This is a genomic window from Hominenteromicrobium mulieris (genome assembly GCF_046197855.1).
GTDB classification, from domain to species: Bacteria; Bacillota; Clostridia; order Oscillospirales; family Acutalibacteraceae; genus Hominenteromicrobium; species Hominenteromicrobium mulieris.
On record NZ_CP173188.1, the window covers coordinates 2,116,605 to 2,139,992 of the forward strand.

Consider the following 23,388-nt stretch of genomic DNA (forward strand, 5'->3'; position numbering starts at 1 on the left):
GGTCTTACTCCTTTGTATGGTTTCTTTGTTTTTCAGGCAGTACGCCGCGCATAAGTACGGCATCCAGCATTAGCTTTGTGTTTGGACGCAGGGGACGAATCAGCGCTGGAAGCAGGATCGTTGTCGAAGCCTGTGTGATCAGCGAGGCCGCAGCAGCCCCGGACGCTCCCCACGACGGTATCAGCGCAAGGTTCAGCACAACATTAAGTGCAGCCGCACTGACATACAGGTATTTCAAATATTTCTGTCTGTTTTCACATACCATCCATGCGTTTCTGGCAACACCGAGATAGGAAAACGCCGTGTACCAAACTACGATGCGCAGAGGTCCAACTGCCGGCAAATAGGTTTCTCCATAGAGGATTAGAATAAATGGCTTTGCGACAAGGCAGATCATTGCGGATACGAACAGGGACACATAAAAAACAATTGCGTAGAGTTGCCGGTTCTTCCGCTCATAGCGCAGGCGGTCCTTCTGAAAGCTCTGCACAATCTCCGGATAAAGGGAGTCAATGATTGCAGAGAGAATAAAGGCCCATGAAACGCTGACTGTCGAAGCAAGGGAATAATGTCCAACGGCATCTGCGCCAAGCATCTGCTTGAGCATCAGCTTATCTGTACAGGCATAGATGGAGACCATCAGCCCGGCTATGATAAAGCTACTGCTGCTTTGAAGAAGCTCCTTTGCTTTTTTCAGAGAGTAATGGAATCTTGTACCGCCATTTTTGAAATAAGCAATCAGCAAAAACACCGCAAGTACGATGTAATCCAATGCACTTGCAACGGCGAACCATTCCACACTTTTCCCAAGCGCAAGCAAAATAATTTTGTACACAGACATTGCCGCATACGAGACGAGTTCGGCAATGGCGGAATACTTGGACTGGAGCCTGGCCTGAAACCAGTAGTTGAGGGTATCAAACACCTGAAAAATGAGGCCAATGCTGTACAGCGCTACAACCACAACGGTGAGACATTCTCCTTTGTCCACGACACTGACAATACCGATGATTGCCAATGCAGACAGCAGACTTGAGATAGCCCGCAGCAACAGGGTTGTTCCTATCGTTTCACCCTGCTGATCTGGATGATCCACAAAGTTCTTGACGATCACACTATTGATGCCAAGCGTACAGAGCGAGGCAAAGAATGTCGCATATGCCGCTGCGTAATTGATCAGGCCGTAATTGCTTGGGCCAAGATAGCGCGCTGCAAAAATACCAACGACAAAGGCCAGTAGCTTGTTTGCCACTTTACCGCCGATGATCCATCCTGCATTTTTAACGACCTTATTCTTTCTGAGCGACTGCAGCAAAATCTTCAAACTCCTTCACCACTTTAGCGGGGACACCGGCCACCATCGTATCCGCCGGCACATCTTTAGAAACACAGGCACAGGCCGCAATCATGCTTCCATCTCCAATACTCGTATTCAATAGGATGGTAACTCGACCACCGATCCACACGCCGCTGCCTACCGTAATATGATAGGATTCGCCTTTCCCCGCCCGTCTGCTATGGTCGCCCATCTGATGTCCACCTGTCAGAAAGGTGACAGCTGGAGCGATATCGCAGTTATCTCCAATCGTCACCGTCCCATTTCCATGGATAGTGAGATTGCATCCGATCCAACAATTCGCACCAATGCGGAGCGTCCCTGTATTATGGATCGGCCCGACAATTTTGGTGTTTTCTCCGATCTCATAGCCGATGGAACGAAGAAGATTCCTCTTGGCAGAGAAAAACTGGGTTCCCGCCAGAGTATGATTGACAAGGTATATCACAATTCGTTTTTTGATTGTCTTTAACTTCATCTTTGATACCAGTCCTCCCGCAGCGGCTTTGCGGGGCTGCATGGACCGTTCGCAAACAAGCCGGAAGCGTCTGTACCGTTCAAAAGGGTCTGCGATAGCTGCAAAAATCGCTTTGCCGCAACCTCCGCATTCCACAATTCTGTGATCGTCTGGTACGCCGCTTTTCCAAAGCTATACTGCATCGTCGTATTTTCAAGAAGCCGTCGTACCTTTTCATAAAGCTCCTGAATATTGCCGGAGTGATAAACGCTTCCATTCACGCCGTCATTTACGAGGTAAGGGGTTGCCCCAGCTGCATCGCTGGCAACCACCGCACAGCCGCTGTTCATGGCCTCGTTTAACACAGCGCCCCAGCCCTCTTGGCGGTCACTCGTGAATAAGCAGATGCCTGCGCTTTCCATATGAAGGCGCACGGCTTCCGGAGACATGGCTCCAAGGAATCGTATATTGGTCTCCAGCAGCCCAGCTTCTGAAGCCTGCCGCTTGAGCTGCTGCTCCATCTCACCGGTACCGATCATCTCGATTTTGAAGCAGCATCCTGCATCATGGAGTCTCCTTGCAACCTCGATCACATCGTCGGGATGCTTCCAGCCCAAGAAGCGTCCACACCACAAAATGGTTGCTTTTGCTTTGCGGTTGATCAAGTCATCAATGCTGGGATACCGTATCGTCTCCGGGAAATAGCCCCATTTATAGCACCGACCGCGGAAAAGGCCGAATTTTGCATAATCCCCCGCAGTATAGGCGCTGGCACAGAGCATATACGCCTTTCGCCACGGCGGATTGCAAGCGTGCCAGTGGAAAAAACGTTTTGGATATTTGAGAAGCGGATTTCCTGTCTTTAAGATTCGCTCGGAATATCGGAAAAACAATTTGGCCTTTTTACCGTATTCCTTTGTCTGACGCTCTGGAAAGGAACCGGCTATCAAAACATCCAGATTACTTAACTGCTTCTGGACCTCCTGATCTGATGCCGAACAGGTATATGGACGCGCCAAATCATTTCCCCACCCGAGATTCTTTCGCTCCGTATCCATCTCTTTATGCGCCACGAAGCAATAGTTGTGATTTGTCAATTCATAGAGGGCATCGGATAGGGGGACTTGATGATGCGTAAAGTAATTGCTGCAAAAAAGAATTCTCATGTAGCCATCACACGCCCTTTTCCCAAAGTAGACAAAACATTTTCATAGAGTTCAACATAGCCCTGATACACCGTATCTTTGTCAAAACGCGCCATTTTTTTAGGATCCGCACGCCAGTTGCTGTCTGCCACGTCTCTCACAGCATTCTCCAATGCCTGTATATCGCCCTGCAGAACCAAGCGTCCATTTCCCGGTGCTACCGTTTCAGGACAACCGTCTGTCTTATATACCACCACCGGCGTTCCGCACGCCTGGGCCTCTACCGTAGTCAGTCCAAAGGTTTCCTCATAGGTAGGGTTCACAAACACATCTGCAGCGGAGTACCACTGTGCCAACTCTGTTTGATTTGCCGTGCGTAAAAGCCCAAGCACATCGGAAGGAATATCCGGCAGTTGCTTTTCAATCAGGCCAATCAAAACCACCTGATAGTCAGAACCGAGGCGGTCAGCAAGTGTCAGCAAATCCGGCAGACCCTTGCGTGCATTCCATGCATTTGCTACCCCGAGGACAATTTTCTTATCTTCCAGATGATACTTTTCACGCAAGCTGCTGGTCTGTGGGTAAAAAACCGTGCGGTCGATTCCGTTGGGGATAACGGTTCTCGGATAGTTCTGTAGAAACGACTGTGAAACCTGATCCGCAAGCCACTGCGAAGGCGTTGTGATGGTCAGACTCTTTACACCGGTAAAGGCATTCTTTTTGCGAAGGAAATTGTGCCTTACATCGCCCTTCCAATAGCATTGCGGATACCGGTACAGCAATTTGCAGTCCCGACACTCCGTCTGCCATTGCACACACTTGACTTGCGAGAAATGTGTGCAATGTCCGGTAAAAGTCCAGCAATCATGCAAAGTCCAAACGACGGGGATATTCGCTTCCTTCAAAAAGCGGAACAGCATCTCGTAATTCACATAGAAGCCGTGCAGCGTGTGCAGGTGGATAAGATCAGGCTGAAACGCTCTGATCTCTCGGATCATCTTTCTGGTCGCCGCCCAGGAATATAAACCCGCGTGGTCTGTGAATCGTGATACTGCGTTGTGAAAGTAAAAGCCGAAATCTCCGGATACTTTCACTGCGTCCGCATTGTCGGAGCATACTCCCGTTCCATATAAAGCCTTTACATCATTGCCATGCTTTTTCAGCAGGTTCATGATATCAGCGATGATTTTTCCAGTGCTTCCGGTCCCATATACCAAATTGACAAACAGCACTTTCATCCTTCTCATCTCCGATGTTGTGTGATAAAAGAGAACCGCCGAGGCGCCAAGGTGCGCCCCGGCGGTTCCAGTGTATTTACTCGGTTTCGCTGTCCAGAATCATCCGGCCAGCACTGTCAAAGTTGTAATATCCCTCCGGCATCAGGCCGTGCGTCCAGTACACATAGTAGCTGCGGTCATGGACAACCTCACAAGTGGAACGCACATAGTAGTAGTCGCCGTCGATCTGGATCAGACCGGCATAAGTACGTTCGCCGTTCCGATAGAAGTACAGGCTTCCATCTTCCTCATAGATTCCGTTCTTCAGAGGCGCGACGCTACCTGTCAGCTTGCCATCTGCATCGAAGTGATATTTGCCCTGCGGCAGCAAATCATGTGTCCAGGAAATGTAGTAATCGCAATCGTGTACCACTTCACACTTGGAATTCACATAGTAGTAATCATCGCCAATTTTGATGAGGCCCGCATAGGTCAGTTTTCCATTGACGTAGTAATGCAGAACGCCATCTTCCTCGACAATACCATTCTTCGGAGTGCCGGTCAGCTTTCCGCTTTCATCGAACGTGTAGTAACCGGCTTCCTTCAGGCCATGCGTCCAGGTGATCCAGTACACGCAATCGGTCACGACCTCACCGTTGCTGCGGACATAGTAGAAGTCACCGTCAATTTCAATCAGGCCGACATAGGTTACCTTGCCGTTGACATAGTAACGAAGCACGCCGTCATCGTCCTTTACGATGCCATTCTTGTCCGTTGCACCCTGAATGAGCTTGCCCTCTGCGTCAAAGGCATAGGTTCCTTCCTCCATCAGACCGTTCATTCTGGAGCAGTAGTAGGTCTGGTTCACGATCAGCTGGCCCTTGCTGTTGGCATAGTAGTAATCGTCACCGATCTTGATCATGCCTGCAGGAGCCTTGATGCCGTCAACATAGTAGAAGAGGTCTTCGCCATCCTTCAGGATCCCGTTCTTGTTGGTGTCCTCGTCATGCAGAATGATGCCGTTCTCATCGAAGTAGTAGCCCCACTCAGGAAGCGCAAGGCCATTGGTCTTGTGGAGCCAGCAATCCTTGCCGTTCAGCACAGTGCTCTTCACTGCTGCCGAGAGAATCAAGCCCTCACGCTCCTCCAGATTCTTCTGGACTGCGAAGTAATAATAGTTGACCTCGCCGTTCTCCTTGACAACGCGCTTCAGACCTGCTTCCTCTTCGATGATGCCGCTGTTGAGCCAATAGGTATCATTTCCAACGCTGTAAACGCCGGTTACATTGCTTTGGAATACGCCTTCGGCGTCAAAGACGCAGCGGGCTTCCTCAGTCGCCCCATCGGGGATCAGCGTCGCGATACCGGTAGCCGCGTATCCAGTTTCGGGGTCCAGATAGTAGGTATTGCCGTCAATGACCGTCCAACCGGTTTTTTGCAGCTCGCCATCCTTGTAGTACAGCTTGCCGTTCACATCCGTAAACCAGCCGTTCCAGAACTGCCACTGTGCATACAGCGTCATATCTCCGGTCAACTCAAGAATCGCGCCTTCATCGGCATAGGTGGCTCCGCTGCCATCTGCGGCGGTGTTCCAGCCGATGAACTTGTAGCCCTCACGGGTGAAGGCGTTGGCATTCAGGGCAGTGTCCACACCGACCTCAAAGGTCTGAGCTGCCATCTCGCCCACACCGCCATTGGCGTTGAAGGCGATGGTGTAGAACACACGGGCGGTTTCAGAGTACTGTGCCGTATAAGTAGCATCCTCCTCGGCAACAACGACCTCCGGACTCCAGCCAGTGAAGGTGTAGCGGTAGCCGTCGTCAGGTGCCTTATCTGTGCTGCCCTTGAAGGAAGGCATAGTGCCCTTCAGATAATCTTCCTCTGCTGCGACCTTGCCATCAATCACCCAAGTGATATGTGCGCCGGTCTTGGGGGTTTCCTCACCCTTTTTCAGCAACTCATCGCAGACAGAGCAGTAGGTGTCGCCGGTGTAACCGGGTGTCGTAAGCGTCGCTTCGACCGCATTGCGAATCTCCGGCTTGTGACCGGTAGCCGGGATCACTTCCTGTTTAACAATGACTTCGTTGCAAACAGAGCAATGCTTGCCTTCCGTCAGGCCAGGCTCGGTGCAGGTCGGAGCCTTTGCTGCGTCAATGACTTCGGTGTGCCCCTTGGCTGGAATCTCTGTCTGTGCAACGATGATCTCATTGCAGACGGAGCAGTGCTTGCCCTCAGTCTTGCCGGGTTCGGTGCAGGTCGGTTCAACTGCCGGATCAACGACCTCGGTGTGGCCCTTGGCCGGGATTACTTCCTGGGCAACGAGTACAGTCTTGCAGACGGAGCAGTGCTTGCCTTCGGTCAGACCAGTCTCCGTGCAGGTCGGAGCCTTTGCTGCATCGATTACTTCTGTGTGGCCGGTCGCAGGGATCTCTTCCATACCGGAGAGGATTGCCTCACAAACGGAGCACTTCGTACCGGCTTTATGGCCAGCCTCGGTGCAGGTAGCGGGCTGTTCCGCAACTTCAACAGGGGTATGCCCGGTTGCATCGATCGCTTCGGTCTTGGTTGCATTGCAAACTGTGCAGGTGTAGGTCTTGACACCGGCATTCTCACAGGTAGGAGAGGTCGTGATCTCGCCCTCATTCCAGCTGTGACCCTTGGCGGGGATCTCTTCCTGTGCTTTGATCACCGTTCCGCAAACAGAGCAGCGGGTACCGTCCGTCAGGCCGGTATCGGTGCAGGTTGCTTCCTTGCCAGGAACGGTTTCTTCCTTGTGGCCGGTCGCGGGAATCACTTCCTGCGCAACGAGAATCTCGTTGCAGACGGAGCAGTGCTTGCCCTCAGTCTTGCCGGCTTCGGTACAGGTCGGCTCGACTCTTGCATCAATGGCCTCAGTGTGGCCCTTGGCCTGAATGGTTTCGCCCTTGGTGATTTCCTTGCCGCAAACGGCACAGACCGTATCGCCGGTGTAGCCATCCTCGGTGCAGGTAGCATCCTTCTTGTTGATCACCTTGGTAAGGGAATGGTTGTCCTCCCACTGGGCGTAGAGTGTGGTATCCGCCGTCAGATTAACGGTTGCGCCATCCGCATAGGATTCGCCAGTACCGTCAGCCGCCGTATTCCAGTTCAGGAAGTTGTAGCCTTCACGAGTGAAGGTGTTTGCATTCAGCGCCGTATCCTTCTTTGCGGTTACGCTCTGCGGGGCCATCGTGCCTTCGACCGGGTATTCCGCACTTCCGTTGGCTTCAAAGGTAACTGTCAGCTCCGTGGGCTCTTCGCCGCCCCAAACGCCGTTGACATAGTTGATGATATCGCCAGCCTTGGCGGTCGCAGTTTCCGTGTAAGAGCCGTCAAGGTTGTGCAGCTTGGCGGCGGTGATGGGGATGGTCACCGCACTTTTGTTCGCATTATACTGATAGGTTACGGTCGCCGTGCCGGGTGTGCCCTGCTGAATGTACTTGCCGGTGCCGTTGCTGGAGCAGATGTCCGCACCGCCCTTGGTGGTGTAGATGGCGCCAATAGCCGTTACGCTGCCGTTCACATCCATCTTCGCATCAACCAAGTCGTTATTGGAGCGGTTGTATGCCTTACCCGGCGCATAGGCCACGGACTTAAACTTGCAGGGGCCCCAGACAAAGTTGTCGGAGTTCCACTCATCGCTGTCATAGAAATAGATATTCTTCCCGTTTGCAACTGTCAGACCAGCGCCCTCGGCAATATTGACCTCAACGCCCGCCAGCAGAGCGGCATCCTGATTGATGGTCACATTTCCGGACTGGATATTGATGGTAATGTTATTGGTGATGGGCAGCACATAGCTTGCAGAGTTGACATCCATGCCAGCAAGCGTTAGCGACAACGTGTTCAATGCCGCCTTGCCGTTTACTGTGAATACAAGGCGATCCGTCTTTTCATCGTAATCCTTGGTAAAGCTACCAGATTCCACTTTGAACATACCGGTGTCGCCAATGAAATTAATGGAGGTGGTATATGTGGTGCTCATTGCATAAACGCCGCTGTAAACTATCTCGTTGGCGCCGGCATTCAACGTCAAGGGAACTTCGATGTTTTGTACGAAGTACTGCGAAAATGGGAACACCCCATGGCCCATGCTGGAAGATGCGCTGCCGCCGCGGAAGTCTGCAATCTGATAGAATTCGTACACCGTAGCGCCAGATTCCGCCAAAACAGAGCCGCTGCCGGAGATAAAGCCCCATGCATAGAGTTTACCACCGTTCTTGACTGTAATGGAGCTGTTATCCGCCATTTTGATGTATCCATAATCACCAACGGGACGTCCCTGCTCACCACCGCCAGCAGCATAATATCTGCCGCCCAAGCTGATGGCACCATTGACGGTAATAGAAGCGCCATCGCTCATCGTCAGTGTTCGGAACGGCTTCGAAGCCGGGGCCGTGCGAATTGCCGCAGGAGCATCCGTATACAGCGTCCCTGCCTCATCAAACGGAATCAGAAGTGTAATTCCAGCCGGAATGGTATAGCTGCCGCTGATGGAGCCATCCGCAGCCAGGGTGATCTTGGACTGGCTGTTTGCCTGTGCATAGGAAACCGCATCGCCCAGATCGTCAAACCGCTGGCCGCCGGTTTCAAACAGGGCCGCCGTTTTACTTGCGAACCGCGCTGTGATAGTGCAGTCATTTTCAATGTTCAACGCAGCCTTTGCAGACGTGCTGATATATTTCTCGTTAGAAACATCATACCAGCCCATGAACTGATAACCATCCGCCGGGGTCGCCACTACCTGATAAGCAGTCATGGAGCTTTGCGTGTTGCTATATTCCTCGGTAATGAGTTTTCCGTCTACTGTATAAGTACCGTTTTCAGCAGGCACGAAAGTCGCAGTTGCATTGACATCGCTTACCAGAACCACGTTGGTAAGGGTGATCTTAGTGGCAGCACTGGTGCTGCCAGACTGGATGTATACTTTAACGCTCTCGTTTGTCGCCAGTTCCTTGGTAAAACTGGCACCCGAAGAAACCTCTGTACCATCCACCTGAATTTTTCCGCTGTTCTGCTCAATAGAGTAGTCAAAGGAAAGGGTTGCTGTTGTCGACTTCTTATTTGTAATTGTCAGTGTGGATTTATAGGATGTATTGCCGCATGTTCCACCCGTGCTGGTAGCTGCGCCGATAATGCTCGTACCATTGGCCGACCAAGCATCATCTGCGTCGCCTGTAAAACTCAGTCCAATGTTCTCGTCAGCTAAGCCTGTCACTGTACCACTGGTTGCCGCAAACGCTGTCATGGTCACATTGGGTAACAGTGCCATAACCATGCACATGCAGAGCACAAGCGAAAGGAATCGCTTTAATGTGCTTTTCATTTCTTTATTACCTTCTTTCTTTGATGATTTCTGGCGTTTATTTCTATGTAAATGCTGAGTCCCGCCGCAAATGCGATGGCTGCCCAGACATGAGAGAGATGGAACAGCATCCCTGTAGAGGACGTCCGGAAGAATTCATCAATGAAGCGGAACGCTCCGTAGGATGCCATATATAGCGGGTAAATGCCGCCGGGGTTCTTGCTCTTTTTTACTCTGGGAACGAGCAGAATCAGCATCACAACGTAATAGAGGATCTCGAGTTCCCTTGTGGGAAAGTGAAAATGCGTTTCTGGTATAACTAAGCCGGAGCAGCATCCAGCGACGATGCAGTTGACCCGAGCACACATCAGTGTAAAAAGCATACACGGAGTAAACACATCGCACACTTTGCAGTAAGGCCGCTTGGTAAGCTTGGCTCCCAGCCAGTAGGCTGCCGGCATAAAAAACACACCGCCAAACAGGCTCATGTTGCCTATGTCGCCGCTTTCCAGAAAAGCAAAGACTTTCACACTGCATACGCCGATAGCAGTATGCAATACCGAAAGGATCAGTACGGCATACCATTTCATTTGGAGCTGTCGCCGCATCCTGTACAGCCAGAACACATTGAAGATAGTTCCTGCTGTTAGTAACAGATATAGTGAATTCGTTTGAAGCCATGACATCATCTTTGCACCTTCTTCCGGCTATGAGAACTCTGCTCTAAGCAAATAGCCAAATAGAACAAATTTAGAAGTAGCACTATTAAGCCACAAACTGCCACAAATACAGAACTCTCCATATTGGATAGCCATGCAAATAAATCTCCCAAGAGTTTCAATACCCCGACAGAAATTCTTCCTTGGGGTGCGATTTGCTTTGCACACAGGACGTACTCAATTGCCATAATGAGATCTATGGCAAAGACCGAAATTCTTTGTCCATCGACATTAGGAATACGGAACATTCCATATAGAACTAAGATAAACACAACAATTAAGAGCAAGTACTTCTTGCGTTTACCCTTTTCTAAAAAACGAACATTATGAACAACAATGAGGACATCCAATCCCGTCCACAGCACATGCCCATAAAAACCTCTCGAAAGCAGCAGCGCATTAATCTCCCAAGCAAAATTTAAACTTCCTGCTATCAATGGCATAAGCAATAGATGGGATTTTCTATTTTGAATTCCGCACAGAACAATGATTACATATGCCAATGTCCAGAAAATTACTGTTAAGTGATTAAGCAAAACATACCCCCATTGAAAGGTTTCTCTCCATGGGGTATGGCGTCAAACGTGCCATACCCCATGGGTTGTTCTGTCATCTCACCATCTTGCCGTCTGCACCAAAGGTGTAGAATGTGGCAGGCAGCAGGTTGTTGGTCTTAGATACCCAGTATCGCTGACTGGTGATAACCTTGCAGTAGCTGTTCACATAGTAGTAATCGCCGTCAATCTGGATCAGGCCAGCATAGGTCTTGACGCCGTCCACATAGTAATACAACTCGCCGTCCTCACTGACGATGCCGTTCTTCACCTCGGGATCAGGATCCGGATCAGGGTCGGGCGTCGGAATAGGCGCATCCGTCATCTTGCCTTCCGCGTCAAAGTTGTAGAATGCAGCGGGGAGCAGATCATTGGTCTTAGATACCCAGTATCGCTGACTGGTGATGACCTTGCAGTAGCTGTTCACATAGTAGTAATCGCCGTCGATCTGAATCAGGCCAGCGTAGGTCTTGACACCATTGACATAGTAATACAGCTCGCCATCCTCGTTGACGATGCCGTTCTTCACCTCGGGATCAGGATTGGGATCCGGATTGGGGTCAGGTGTCGGAATGGGTGCATCGGTCATCTTACCGTCTGCACCAAAGTTGTAGAACCCAGCGGTCAGCAGATCATTGGTCTTAGACACCCAGTAACGCTGATTTACGATGACCTTGCAGTAGCTGTTCACATAGTAATAATCGCCGTCGATCTGAATCAGGCCAGCGTAGGTCTTGACACCGTTGACATAGTAATACAGCTCGCCGTCCTCGCTGACGATGCCGTTCTTCACTTCGGGATCAGGATTGGGATCCGGATCGGGGTCAGGTGTCGGAATGGGCGCATCGGTCATTTTACCGTCTACATCGAAGTTGTAGAAACCAGCAGGCAACAGGTCATTGGTTTTGGACACCCAGTAGCGTTGGTTGGTGACTACCTTGCAGGAGCTGTTTACATAGTAGTAATCGCCGTCAATTTGAATCAGGCCAGCGTAGAAGCGAACGCCGTTGACATAGTAATACAGTTCGCCGTCTTCATTCACAATGCCATCCTTTGAAGGATCGGGCGTATCAATGATCATGCGGCCATCTTCATCAAAGCTGTAGAATGCCGGGGCAAAGCCAGTATCATTGGGATAGGAAACCCAATGACGGGTGTTCTTCACTGCCGTGTAGTCTACGCTTCCGAAATAATAGTAGTATCCGTCTTCTGCCAGATACAGGCCGTTGCAGACCATACCGTTGATGGTATAATACGTATTTCCGTTAAGGTAGAAGAGTCCTGTGTGCTGATATACGCCATGGCAGATGCCATCTTCTCCAAAGTCGTACCAATAAATCGGGTCATCATGGTTATCGCGCAGTTTTACATACCGGAGGCCCTCGTAGCGATAGCCGTCCTGATTGAAGAAATACAGATTACCTTCAATGGTGTACCACTTGCCCTGAACAAAGCCGGGGCCATAATAATAGCGCTTACCGTGGTCAGTGGCCAGCCATGCACCCTTCACCAGTTTGCCGTTTTCAAATTGATAGGTCACATTGGGGAAGAAGCTGCTGTTTTCACCATCCAGCCCCTGGAAAGTCTCAGGGTCAAAGTAGTAATAACCGTTGTTGCCATTTGCATCCGTCAGGTTCCACCAACCGGACTTGGCCACGCCGTTGATGGCGTAATACCATGCGCCGTCGAATTCAATCAGTCCAGTGACCTTGCCCTCGCAGGCACCAGTCGTCTCATTGAACTGGTAGAAATACTCGTTGCTCTCATCGTTGAGGCCAGGAACCTTGTGGATTCCCTTCAAGGCGTTGTTCTCGACGAAGTAGTAGGATGTACCGTTAACCGTTTTCCAACCGGACCAGGAGCCGTTGTCCAGGATGAAACGATCCGTGAACTCCTGATACGATTCGCAGTAGAAATGGCCGCCGCAGGGGTGCGTGGTATTCTCCGGCTCCTCATAGGGATAGATCCCATACTGCTCCTGGAAGGAGGTCTGCTTCGCCATGTTGTAGAGCGCGTTTGCGCCCAGATAGATGTCGTAGCCAACCGAACCGGAGTTCTCAATGCTCAGGCACTGATTATCATCCCACTGTGCGCCGCCCTTGGCGGACAGCTGCACGCCGCTGAGGATACAGATGGGGTTGGCCGTATCGGGATCGATGGCCTGGCTCTGCTTGATAAAGTTGCACTTCACAGTGAGCAGATTGTTTTCGTCCAAAGATGCGGATGTAAGACGGAAGTAATCATTGGACACCGTCAGGTTGGAGATATCCACAGCGACATTCTGGTCAAACTGGAACTTCACCGTCACCTCAGTCTTCGAGCTGACACGCTCTGCCAGCTGGAGCAGCAGATCCCAAGCTGTAATGCCGGAAATATCGCCGCCAGCAACCATGGACAGAAGCGGCTCCAGCTTTTCAGGCACCTTAATCGTCATCATATCCAGTCCGAAGACATAGGTGACGTTCATGGGCTGGCTGGGATCGATCACATGATAGCGGTCTGTCTCGCCATCGCCTCCAGGAAGATATTCCGCATTGGAGACATCTCTTGTCCATGCGAAGGTTCTGTCGCCGCTTGTGGCGTTGTCAAAGTCGAAAATCGCCTGATTGGCACTGTACATGGCGACCTTAATCGTAGCACTGATAGAGTAGTCCCGCGTAATCATGGCCGTGATGGTCACATTGCGTAGACCGGACGCCTCGCTGCCGGTAAAGGCAAAGCCATTGTTCGCAGCTTCAACGGTACCTGCTGCGCTGTTGCTCAGTTCAAATGTGATATCGCCCGCGCATACAGCGACGGGATTCTCATTATAGGTTGCAATCAAAGGAAGGCGCACCGAGTCTCCGTAAATGGCGTTGATACTCGTTTTGGAGAATTTCAGGCCATTCGGCTCGACCACGGTAAGCGTCTTGCTGCCGATCACCGTGTCACCGGACAGGAGCTGAATTTCCACGCTGCCCTTCTTGACGGCGGTGAAAACACCATCTTCAGAGACGGTACCGATGGTTTCATCCGCGGACTTCCATGTGATATCGGCAGGGAGTTCCGCCGCGCTGCCGGACACACTGACACCGGAAGCAATCAAGCGGACTGCGGCGCCGCTCGTCAAGTAATCATAAGCAGAGGTGATCAGGGCATGATCAAACTCCGTAGAGACAGGGGCTGTGGAGACCACCATCAGAGATGAACTAACGGAACGCTCATAACCATCCGAAGGACGGTTCACGACCGTGAGCGTATTGCTGCCTTCCTGCTTCGCTACGAAGGTAGTGGAACCGCCACCGTCCAGATTGATTGCGGTCACACAGCCTGCGTCCAGCATGATCTGTGCCAGTTCTTCAGCACTGCCGCCGGCGGAGAAGGGTTCCTGACGACCGTCCAGCACCATCAAGACAACCTTGCCCTCAGCGGTGATACCCACACAGGTGCGGGAATGACGGCTGTTATAATAGTCTGCTGCGCTGGTCACGACGGACTTTCCATCCTTGACCAGATAAACGCTGCCGCCGACAGCCTCTTGGATTTGGTCTTTATAGGCTGCGTAATCGCTGGAGCTGCCGATCATGGCGGTTCCATCCTTCAGGATCGCAAAGAAGTTCGCCGATGCGCCGCTGTGGTATTCGACACCCTCCATGACCAGCGCGCCGCTGGGAGCGCCGGTCGTCATGTTGTAGAAGTCCGCATTCACGCCGACCACGGCATTGTAATGCTCCGCATAATTCGCCGCATCGGACGGATCGGAATGCCGCTTCTGGGCCGCCGCCATCTGGTCAGATACACGGGACATGGCCCAGCCCTGGCTCGGATCGTTGGCGTGATAATTGGCGTGGATGCTCACATCCTCCCGGGCGATATCCGCCGTGGCAATGTAGTAAACGATCTGCTTGTCGTCCTTGGTCAGCGCATAGTTGATCGTCTGCGTCACGCCGGGAGCGACCGTTGTCGTATCCGAAGAGAACACAGAGTAGTATGCATCATCCGGCTCCGGGCCGGGTTCGGGATCCGGATCAGGGTCGACCGGGTCGGTACCGTTCGGATCACCCGCAAGGTCAAAGAGATAATCTGCAAAAGCGTAGCAGCACGCTTTACGCAGCGTTTCATAGTTGGAAAGATCGGTCAGAGAATAGGAGCTCTCCAGCGCACCGATCAGGGTATTCCCGGTATAGGTACTCATAACCTTGCTCCGGATACCGTCCTTGGTGACCATGCCGCCCAGACGGTTGGTCAGGAAGTAGGAAGCACGGCTTGCATCTGTAAGCCCTGCGGTGAAGTAGTTCTCAATGATCGTGCTCAGAGCCACACCGCCGCGATTCATCTCCGTTGTGAGATAGAACGCATCCATATCGCCATAGAGATCCGTATCGGTGAAGGAGTGATCCACACTGTTGAGTGTGCCGTAATCTACACCGAGGTATCTTGCACGAATGTTGGCGGCAAGCGTATCGACGTCAGTCTCCGTGGTATCCACCTTGTCAGCGATATCCACGTTTTCGGCGCAGTACATCAGATCTGTAATGTCACCGGCCCAACTGCCCATGTCGGCACGAGCCTGAACAACAGCATCCGTCATGCCTTGCACCTTGGCGTAATTGGCCACATCCATTGCGCCAAACACATGGCCAAGGTCAACTTTATTGCCATTGGGCAATGTGAAGTTGCCCAAGTTCTTCAGTGCAGAAGCCGAGGTGTTGTTCGCGGTATCCTGCTCGGAAACGTAGGCGGTGAAGGCAGTGTTCTCCTTGCCGCAGACCATTTCCCAAGTGCCGGAGGTATACCGCTCCACGCCTGTACGGATATAGTTGATGATCAGCGCATTGGCATTCTCACCGACATTTTCTTCCGTATAGGTCTGGGCATAGCCTTCCAGAACCTTGAAGCAGGAAAGGAATGTCGCATAGTCTGAAATCTCAGTGACGGCAGATGTGTCATCCACTTGCTCCGATTCCTGGTCTTCCAGTTCAACGGAGACATCCTCGAGTTCAGAAGCAACAGGTTCTTCATAGTTCGTGGCGGTATCCTCAATTGCCGAGTCATCTGCCGCATACGCTCCAACAGGCAGTAGCGTTGTCAACAGCATGACGATGACAAGGCACATTGACAGATACCTTTTCATTGTTCCTCTCGCCATGTCAGTTTCTCCTTACATTTATTTTAAATTATCGATCAGATAATTTAAGTCCTCCTGCATTGCGTAGAAGCGGGTCTGCTCTGTCTCTTCCAAGCCAGAGTCTGCAGGCAGTTCCTCTACATGCAGATAAACATTTCGCTGGGTTCCTGTGTCATCCGTCAGGCAGCCAACAACCTCGCTGCTGTCATCACCAATTAAAACCTTGAACAATTCATAGGTTTCTTCTCCGCTCTTGGTTTCAAAGGTAACCGCAATCGTGTTTCCGTTCTGCTCCTGGCGAATGGTAACATACTCCTGCCAACGATCCGGATAATGCAGATCACCGTAGTCTGTATGAACGACTACATCTTCTGGAATCGTATCTGCAGAAACATTATCATTCTGCTCTTCCTGCACTTTGTCATTGCCGCATCCGGCCAATAGGCCACACAAAAGTGCAACGCATAACAAATAGCCTATCAGTTTGACTGGTGTCTTTCTTTTCATTCCATAACCTTCCTTTATTTTTGATTTTGCTATATTCTTCAGGGCGTGTGCCCTAAAATCACAAGTATTCCGTGTATGGACGCTCGGTATCTAATTTCAAGTATCTGTGATGGCTTCTTTGCTTATCTGGCGGTGGATCTTGCCGATAGTCACCATACTTCTGCTTCAGATACGCATCACAGTCTTCCGGAAGACGGACAGGAAGCCCCTCGAATATGCCGTAGCTGCCATCGCCATATATTTCTTTTCTGTGGTATTCCAAGTGTCCTTGCCAGTTCCCGTGGTTTGCGATGACATTCGAAGATTCTACCGGCCATGCAGAGATCAATGCTGTATAGGCCGCAGCAGTTTGTGCGGTATTTTTACCAAAGCCCAAAGCTCGCAGCGGATTCACAACTGCTTCTTTCCACCGCTCAGGACGAACACAGGGAATAGATAGCTTTCTGACAAACCAGGCTTTCTTGCGCTCCAGTCGTTCCTGCTCTTTTTTATCTTTCGGGTAACCATCCAGGGGGAAAATGTCAATGCTGATTCCATGGTTGATTGGAAGCACCGCAACGCTTTCCTCAATGCAGGTCGTTTCTGAGTTCCTCAGCTTGCTGTAGATAGCAGGAAATGCAGGATCTGATTGAAAGTTTTGAAGGAAAAACTGTTTTGGAAGCAAAGCCGGAGCTTCCTTGCAGAAGCGTTCATAATCATTGCGGAATAGCGCGACATCGACATCATCATCCCAAGGGACAAAACCACCATACTTAACCGCCCCCAGCGCACTGCCACATACTAAGAAGTATTTCAACTGCAACCGATCACAGATCTGCGTGAAGATTTGAAGCATCTGGAACACTTTCTTCTGAATTGGGGTCATTCTCTAATCTCCTCATCATTGCACTGACCATTCCATCCACTACGCACAGAGCAAGGAAGAAGTTCAATGCACCTTCCCAAATTGGTTCAACAAAGCAATTGACATACGCGCCGATATACAGGAACAGAAGAAGGTATCGCAGCGACGGAAGGATTTTTGGGTTTTTCCATATCACCGTCACATTGGCGAAGTTTTTAATGGAGTAAATCAGCAACAGGCAAAATGGAATAATTCCTGAAACTCTGCCAACATCCAACCACATGTTGTGGCGATATATCTGACTGGCTCGGCCACCCATCGGGTACTGAATCAATTCACGCAGTCCGATCCAAAAGCTTTGAAAGCGGAAAGAATCCGAATTCTCTAAGGATGCCCGCCGCTCATAGCGCGCCGCCAGATTTGTACTTAGGATATAATCCCTGATGGACAATACATTGAAATGGTAGAACAGAAACGCAATCAGGCTGATAACGACCATGATTCCAAGACATTTCAAAATTCCAGCAATACCATGCTCGCTGTATGCGAATTGCAGTGCGGCAAGAATCACAATCAGCAGAAGAATTGCAAATTGTGTTCGTGTTCCCAGCATGAACATGTACTGAATTGTGGCAAAAAACAACGCAAGGAACATGATCTTTACCGGGAGTCTTTTCTCGAACTTCACCGCATAGGGGGTAACTGAGATCGGCAGCGTATTTAGTGCGCCGGATCCCGTTGCAGCTCGATATGTACCTGTCCAGAAATCAATCAAACGGTATCGGTTATTTCCGATGTTGACCAGCATATTCAAGGTTGCGTAAGTTCCAAATCCGGCTGCCAGCGCCAAAATGCCATCTCGGATTTGTTTATCAGAACTTCCCTCAGCGATGAGCCAACCGATTGCGAATGCGACGACTGGCAGAATTCCATGGTGGTACACACCCGAGATCGTCCGCATTCCAATCAGGGCATATGTCATGCCTGCAGACAGCAGCAGCCAAAAACCTGGCGCATACAAGAAGTTAAAATAGATTTCTCTGCCAAGCATTCGCTGCCGCAACAGAGCTACAAACAGGAACACCAGCGGATATGCATATCCCCAATTGATCGCACCGAGCGTCAGCAGGAACAGAGGTACAATTGTCATGCGTTGCTTTGCTCCTTATGAATGAAGTCCAGGACCCGGTGCATTTGCACATTTCGATTTTTATTCTTCAGTACAAAATCTCTCCCTCTCGCGCCCATCGCATCCAGCTCTGATGGGCTTAATTCTCTGAGAGATTCCACCGTATTCCGAATGGAAGCAGCGCTCTCCTCTGGAATATAAGTTAAGAATGGATCATACTCTCCGGGTATCCCGTCCAGACGAAACATCATGACCGGACGGCCCGATGCCATATACTCCATAGTCTTGGAAGGAAAGCTGTACTTCGTGTATTCGCCCTGATTGGTTCTTGGATTGACAAGCACGGTTGCTTGCTTCTGCAACTGCACCGCTTCCTCATGTGGTAAAAAACCGAAGAAGCGAATACGGGAATCCTGCGCAGCATACGTGCGAATTTCTTCCTCCATTTCACCGGAGCCGCACAGCCACAATTCAATATCAGGATCCGGTAACTCCTTCATCGCCTGGAGGAGCAATTCAATGCCATAGCGCCGGTTCAACCGTCCTGTATATAGCATGGAAAACGGTTGAGGCTTTGAAACCGGCGGTTCATCTGCAACATCTCCGCACATTCCCTCCATCACGAGGTATGGGCGATCACCTACATGCAAAGGCACAGCCATTTGTTCCGTCAGGAGAATGAAACGATCTACCCTTGCCATAAAGTGATAAACAATTTTGCAGTGGATTCTCCGCAAGAGTTTCCTGAATGAAGAAACCCGGTGCATATCATAAAACTCGGGGATATCCGTAATCACTGCCGTTACTTTGTATTCGGGATTCAGTTTATTGACAGCCCACAAAAACGGAAGATATGCTGTGAAGATCAGAACTTCCGATTCACACGGATACTTCTTCAGCCACGCCCGTACCTTCCTCATTCGCATGAATTGTTTTACGAGCGGGATATTCCAGCAGCCGACCTCATGGCCGACTATGTTCTCACAGGACCAGTCTGTATCTTTCAGGTGAAAGATTTTGAAGTTTTTAGGCCATGTTCCAACTGGCAGGGCATTGATAACAATCAGTGGTTCATCTGTATTCGCATGGATTCCCTTAATCAGATTCCATTGAAAGTTATTCGCTGCATTGGAGACGCCTCGTTTTGATGCGGATATAATTTCCTGTTCCCGTTTCTCTGGGAACAATGGTCCCAAAATAATCATACAGATAGCTCCACCGCTTCTCGCTCCGTCAGTTTGTAAATTTGCTCTGCCAACCCGTCAATATCATTTTCTTTTACAATGTACTTTCCGCCTGCACTCTCAGGGCTGCCACCGACATCATAGGTGATGACTGGCGTCCCACAGGCTCTGGCTTCCAAGTTCACCGTTGGGTATGTATCCTGATGCGTAGGATTGACGAACACGTCTGCCGCACTGTAGATTTCGGCCAACTCTCTGGGACTGGCTGTACGGGGCAGGGCCAGGATGCCCGGCAAGAGCCTGCTTTTTTGCTTATCCGTCACGCCTACCAAGACGATTGCAAACCGGCTGTCCAGCTTTTCCCGCAGCCGGCAAAAATCGAGCAGTCCTTTCTCCTTATCCCAAACGCTGGCTACACCCAAAATAACTGTTTTCCCGTCCAATCCGTATTGTTCTCGGAAATCACTCGGTGTTGGCTTGAACAGGCTTTTATCGATCTGATTGTGTACTACTTCAACAGGGTACTCTTTTAAGAAGCTTTGCTTCACTGTCCGGGCCAACCACTCCGATGGAACAATGATCGTCAAGTTCGCAAGGCCAGTAAAGCACGCCTGTTTCTGCCGGTAGTTCCTCTGCGTGTGATCCGCCCCATATGTTTTGGGATATGCCTTCAGCTGTGGACAATCTCCGCAGCCGGATTTCCAGCGGTCACATTTGGCGGCGCTGAAATGAGCACAGTGTCCGGTAAATGCCCAGCAATCGTGAAGCGTCCAAAGGATTTTGATTTGAGAATGCTCCTTCAACCATTTGAAGAGCAGTTCAATATTTAAATAGTAGCCATGCAGGTTGTGCAGCCAAATCACATCTGGCTGAAAATGCTCGATTTGCGAAAGCAATCGCTGTGTTGCCGCTCTGGAGCCGTATCCATTCAAATCGAATAAGCGCGTAATTCCTGCGTGAAACAGATAATCCGGCTTCGTGCCGATTCGAATCAATTGTGCCGCGCCGTTATCTGCACATGTTCTTCCATATGCGGCAGCACATTCATGGCCCTCGTTTTTGAGCTGTTCACATTTATCTGCGATAATTCTGCCTGTACTTCCAAATCCATAGACAGAGTTAATGAATATGTATTTCATGAAAAGCAATTCCTTAGTTGGCCGTGCGTAATACGTTCTTGAGCAAGGCGACATACTTGTTCAAGCCGATGCCCTTTGCATACCTTTCCGTGTATAGTCTCACTGCATTGTCTGACATTCTTTTGCACAGTTCCGGGTTACGATACAATTGCAAGATATTCTGGGCGAGCTGCGCACCATTTCCCACATCTGAGCATAGTCCGATTTCAGAATGCAAGGCTTCCTTTGATAAGTAGGAGTTCTGTTCCGCAACAGCCAGAATTGGCAAACCGCCCTGCAGATAGCTATAATATTTACTGGGGGCGCACATACCGGTCAGCCCCTGTTCGAGACTGACAATGCCACAGGAACTGGCAGCGACCGCATGCTCAAAAGCAGTTCCGGTGAGAAAATCGCAGATTCTGACATTGGGAAGCCGTTCTGCCGCCTGTCGGACTGATGGCATTTTGTTTCCGTGCCCGGCAATTAAAAATTTGATATTCTTGTAATCTGCCAATTGATCCATCGCCTGAATCAAGGCTGTTTCATCCTGACAGATACCGATATTGCCAAAGTAGGCAACGATAAAGTCCTCATTTGTATATCCCAGTTCAGCCCGTGCTGTGGATTTGCTGCCAGCTGTTGCTTCATGCGCCCAATTGGAGATGGTGACAACGCGATCCGCAGAAAGCTCAGGCCGATGGCTGAGAAGGTATTCCCGCATCTCATCGGTCAATGCAACAACGGATTCGGCGCGTTGGAAGAGACTTTTGTTGATTCGCTGCATTACGCTTGAAACGGTGCTGCCTTCTCTCAGACTGCCCGAGGCATAAGCGACTTCCGGATAAACATCGTAGGATACAAAGATGATTTTCGTTTTAAAGAGTCTATTGGCCAAAATTGCAGCAATGGGAAGCACCGGTGGATTCGAATAGACAATGACCGCTTGGTAATCCTTGATTTCAAAAATATGGAGCAAAACCGAAAATGTAAAAGAAAAATAGTTGATCAGTCTGCCGAGCTTACTGCGTCGGTTGAGCTGCATGTAGTGAAGCCGGTGAATGGAAACGCCATCCTTCATCTCTCTAACTGGAACCTCACCGCTGGTGTTATATTCCCTTGGGTAGCCGCACAAGGCACCGACAGAGTATCCGTTTTGCGCCAAATAACTGGCAGTATCAAAAGGGAGCGTTGCGGAGGAATTGTATTCTGGATAGAAAAACTGGCAGAGGAAAAGGATGTCACGTTTCATTTTTTCACGATCTCTCTTACTTGTTTCTTGTTCCGGTTTAAGGGCCCTAACGCACCAATATCACCTGGCTCCCTCATGAGAAAAAACGATATGTACAGTCTTTAAGAGGCATTTGATGTCAAGAGCGATGGATTGGCGTTCAATGTATTCCATATCGTAGATGATCTTTTCTTCCGGCTTCAGTGAGTATCCGCCGTTTACCTGCGCATACCCGGTCAGCCCCGGTGTGACCAGCAGGCGGTTGGAGAAGCCTGGAATATATTTCTCAAATTCTCTGTAGAAATAGGCACGCTCCGGTCGCGGGCCAACGAAGCTCATGTCGCCGCGTAGGATATTATAGAGCTGGGGAAGCTCGTCCAGCCGAGTGCGCCGGAGGATTTGGCCGAAGTGTGTGCATCTTGGATCCTGTTCATCCGCCCACTGAGGACCGTTTTCCTCTGCATCAAGGCGCATGGATCTGAATTTATAGATCATAAAAGGCTTTCCATTGATACCGAGCCGCTCCTGCTTAAAAATCGGAGCACCCGGCGAGTCTATGATGATGATCAATGCAACGATCATCATCGGGATTGCCAGAATCAGCAGGCCCAAAAAAGAGCATACTATGTCAAAAACACGCTTCGCTATCAGGTACAGCTTCTTTTGCCGCAGTACAGGTTTTGCTACCTGAATAATCACATCTGCAGAGCGCTCCTCTGCCAAACAGCCGGTCGCTGTTGTCGCCATATATCCCACATCCCTACACTTTTAATCTCTAAGTAGCTGCACCGTCAGACCGGTGTTGAGCCAGATGGGATCAAAAGCTCTTCACGAACGTTAGGTACAACAAAGCTGTATATCTGTTCAAATGCCCACTGTGTGGTCGCATCATCATCCGGCATTTCACCGCCAAGCACTCTTGCGGCAAAAGACAGCATCGTGTCAAAAACCTGATGAAGTAGCATGTTGACATTGGCTTCCGGTTTGAAAGTTTGTTCCACCGCTGCAAATAGCTCCTGAAAACATTGGAGATGCTCCTCGTATGCATAAGTGCGGCAATTCGCAGAATAGTAGTATCGAAGGTAAAAGAGGCAGTCGTCCTTCCTTCCAAGAATGAACCTCCAGCTTGCTGACCACAGTTGAAACGCTCTGTCCTTCCATGGAGCATTCTGTATATGCATACCCACGAGGTTTTGCTTGAGAAAATATGCGAAAGCGACATCTTCCATGTGGAAGGCAGCACGCAGCAGCGCCTCTTTGCTCTCGAAGCAACGATAGATATATGCTTCGCTCAGGCCAGCTTCTGTTGCAATTGCTTTCGTTGTCGTTTTATCCAATCCATCCCTGGCCACAACACGAACTGTCCCCTCGATAAATGCCTGTTTTGCATTCCGTTCCCTCTTCATTCGATTACCTCATTTATGGTACATGATGTTATTACTGAGTGAGTGCCCACTATGTTGTGTCCAAGAAAAAAAGCAAATCATTTTTATTGCTGCGAATGATTTGCTGATCCA

The 23,388-nt window shown here is 50.2% G+C and carries 16 protein-coding genes; all 16 read right to left on the reverse strand.

Annotation, left to right across the window (positions count from 1 at the left end; genetic code table 11):
• Positions 1-4: 4 nt before the first annotated feature.
• The 16 genes from ACI0CA_RS10380 to ACI0CA_RS10455 all read right to left on the reverse strand — a co-directional run bounded on the left by ACI0CA_RS10380 (position 5) and on the right by ACI0CA_RS10455 (position 23,277).
• Positions 5-1,324, reverse strand: coding sequence for a flippase (locus tag ACI0CA_RS10380; protein WP_446806867.1), 1,320 nt, complete (start codon positions 1,322-1,324; stop codon positions 5-7).
• A complete protein-coding gene (locus ACI0CA_RS10385; RefSeq protein ID WP_446806866.1) occupies positions 1,290-1,814 on the reverse strand; it encodes an acyltransferase in 525 nt (174 codons plus the stop codon). Before ACI0CA_RS10385 ends, ACI0CA_RS10380 begins: the two co-directional genes overlap by 35 nt.
• Positions 1,811-2,575: a glycosyltransferase family 4 protein gene (locus ACI0CA_RS10390; RefSeq protein ID WP_446806865.1), complete on the reverse strand. Its 765-nt coding sequence runs from the start codon at positions 2,573-2,575 to the stop codon at positions 1,811-1,813. The genes ACI0CA_RS10385 and ACI0CA_RS10390 overlap by 4 nt, the downstream gene beginning before the upstream one ends.
• A gap of 380 nt (positions 2,576-2,955) precedes the next feature.
• On the reverse strand, positions 2,956-4,176 hold the full coding sequence (locus tag ACI0CA_RS10395; protein WP_446806997.1) for a glycosyltransferase: 1,221 nt from the start codon (positions 4,174-4,176) through the stop codon (positions 2,956-2,958).
• 76 nt (positions 4,177-4,252) lie between these two features.
• Complete coding sequence (locus ACI0CA_RS10400) at positions 4,253-9,499, reverse strand: InlB B-repeat-containing protein (protein ID WP_446806863.1); 5,247 nt, start codon at positions 9,497-9,499, stop codon at positions 4,253-4,255.
• The gene (locus ACI0CA_RS10405; protein ID WP_446806998.1) at positions 9,496-10,068 is read right to left on the reverse strand and encodes a prolipoprotein diacylglyceryl transferase family protein; all 573 of its coding nucleotides are present in this window, start codon (positions 10,066-10,068) and stop codon (positions 9,496-9,498) included. Before ACI0CA_RS10405 ends, ACI0CA_RS10400 begins: the two co-directional genes overlap by 4 nt.
• A gap of 95 nt (positions 10,069-10,163) precedes the next feature.
• Entirely contained in the window at positions 10,164-10,640 is a 477-nt protein-coding gene (locus ACI0CA_RS10410) for a hypothetical protein (RefSeq protein ID WP_446806999.1), read from the reverse strand.
• 166 nt (positions 10,641-10,806) lie between these two features.
• Entirely contained in the window at positions 10,807-15,879 is a 5,073-nt protein-coding gene (locus ACI0CA_RS10415; RefSeq protein ID WP_446807000.1) for a phosphodiester glycosidase family protein, read from the reverse strand.
• 18 nt (positions 15,880-15,897) lie between these two features.
• Positions 15,898-16,365 carry a hypothetical protein gene (locus ACI0CA_RS10420; RefSeq protein ID WP_446806859.1) on the reverse strand — a complete coding sequence of 156 codons (468 nt, stop codon included), beginning with the start codon at positions 16,363-16,365 and terminating at the stop codon, positions 15,898-15,900.
• Between the two features lie 58 nt (positions 16,366-16,423).
• Positions 16,424-17,230 carry a phosphorylcholine transferase LicD gene (locus tag ACI0CA_RS10425; protein ID WP_446806858.1) on the reverse strand — a complete coding sequence of 269 codons (807 nt, stop codon included), beginning with the start codon at positions 17,228-17,230 and terminating at the stop codon, positions 16,424-16,426.
• On the reverse strand, positions 17,172-18,359 hold the full coding sequence (locus ACI0CA_RS10430) for a hypothetical protein (RefSeq protein ID WP_446806857.1): 1,188 nt from the start codon (positions 18,357-18,359) through the stop codon (positions 17,172-17,174). The genes ACI0CA_RS10425 and ACI0CA_RS10430 overlap by 59 nt, the downstream gene beginning before the upstream one ends.
• The gene (locus ACI0CA_RS10435) at positions 18,356-19,543 is read right to left on the reverse strand and encodes a glycosyltransferase (protein ID WP_446806856.1); all 1,188 of its coding nucleotides are present in this window, start codon (positions 19,541-19,543) and stop codon (positions 18,356-18,358) included. The genes ACI0CA_RS10430 and ACI0CA_RS10435 overlap by 4 nt, the downstream gene beginning before the upstream one ends.
• Positions 19,540-20,661 carry a glycosyltransferase gene (locus tag ACI0CA_RS10440; protein WP_446806855.1) on the reverse strand — a complete coding sequence of 374 codons (1,122 nt, stop codon included), beginning with the start codon at positions 20,659-20,661 and terminating at the stop codon, positions 19,540-19,542. The genes ACI0CA_RS10435 and ACI0CA_RS10440 overlap by 4 nt, the downstream gene beginning before the upstream one ends.
• Positions 20,662-20,674: 13 nt before the next feature.
• Entirely contained in the window at positions 20,675-21,892 is a 1,218-nt protein-coding gene (locus ACI0CA_RS10445) for a glycosyltransferase family 4 protein (protein ID WP_446806854.1), read from the reverse strand.
• Positions 21,893-21,952: 60 nt separating this feature from the next.
• A complete protein-coding gene (locus ACI0CA_RS10450) occupies positions 21,953-22,618 on the reverse strand; it encodes a sugar transferase (RefSeq protein ID WP_446806853.1) in 666 nt (221 codons plus the stop codon).
• A gap of 44 nt (positions 22,619-22,662) precedes the next feature.
• Positions 22,663-23,277: a TetR/AcrR family transcriptional regulator gene (locus tag ACI0CA_RS10455; RefSeq protein WP_446806852.1), complete on the reverse strand. Its 615-nt coding sequence runs from the start codon at positions 23,275-23,277 to the stop codon at positions 22,663-22,665.
• Positions 23,278-23,388: the final 111 nt, after the last annotated feature.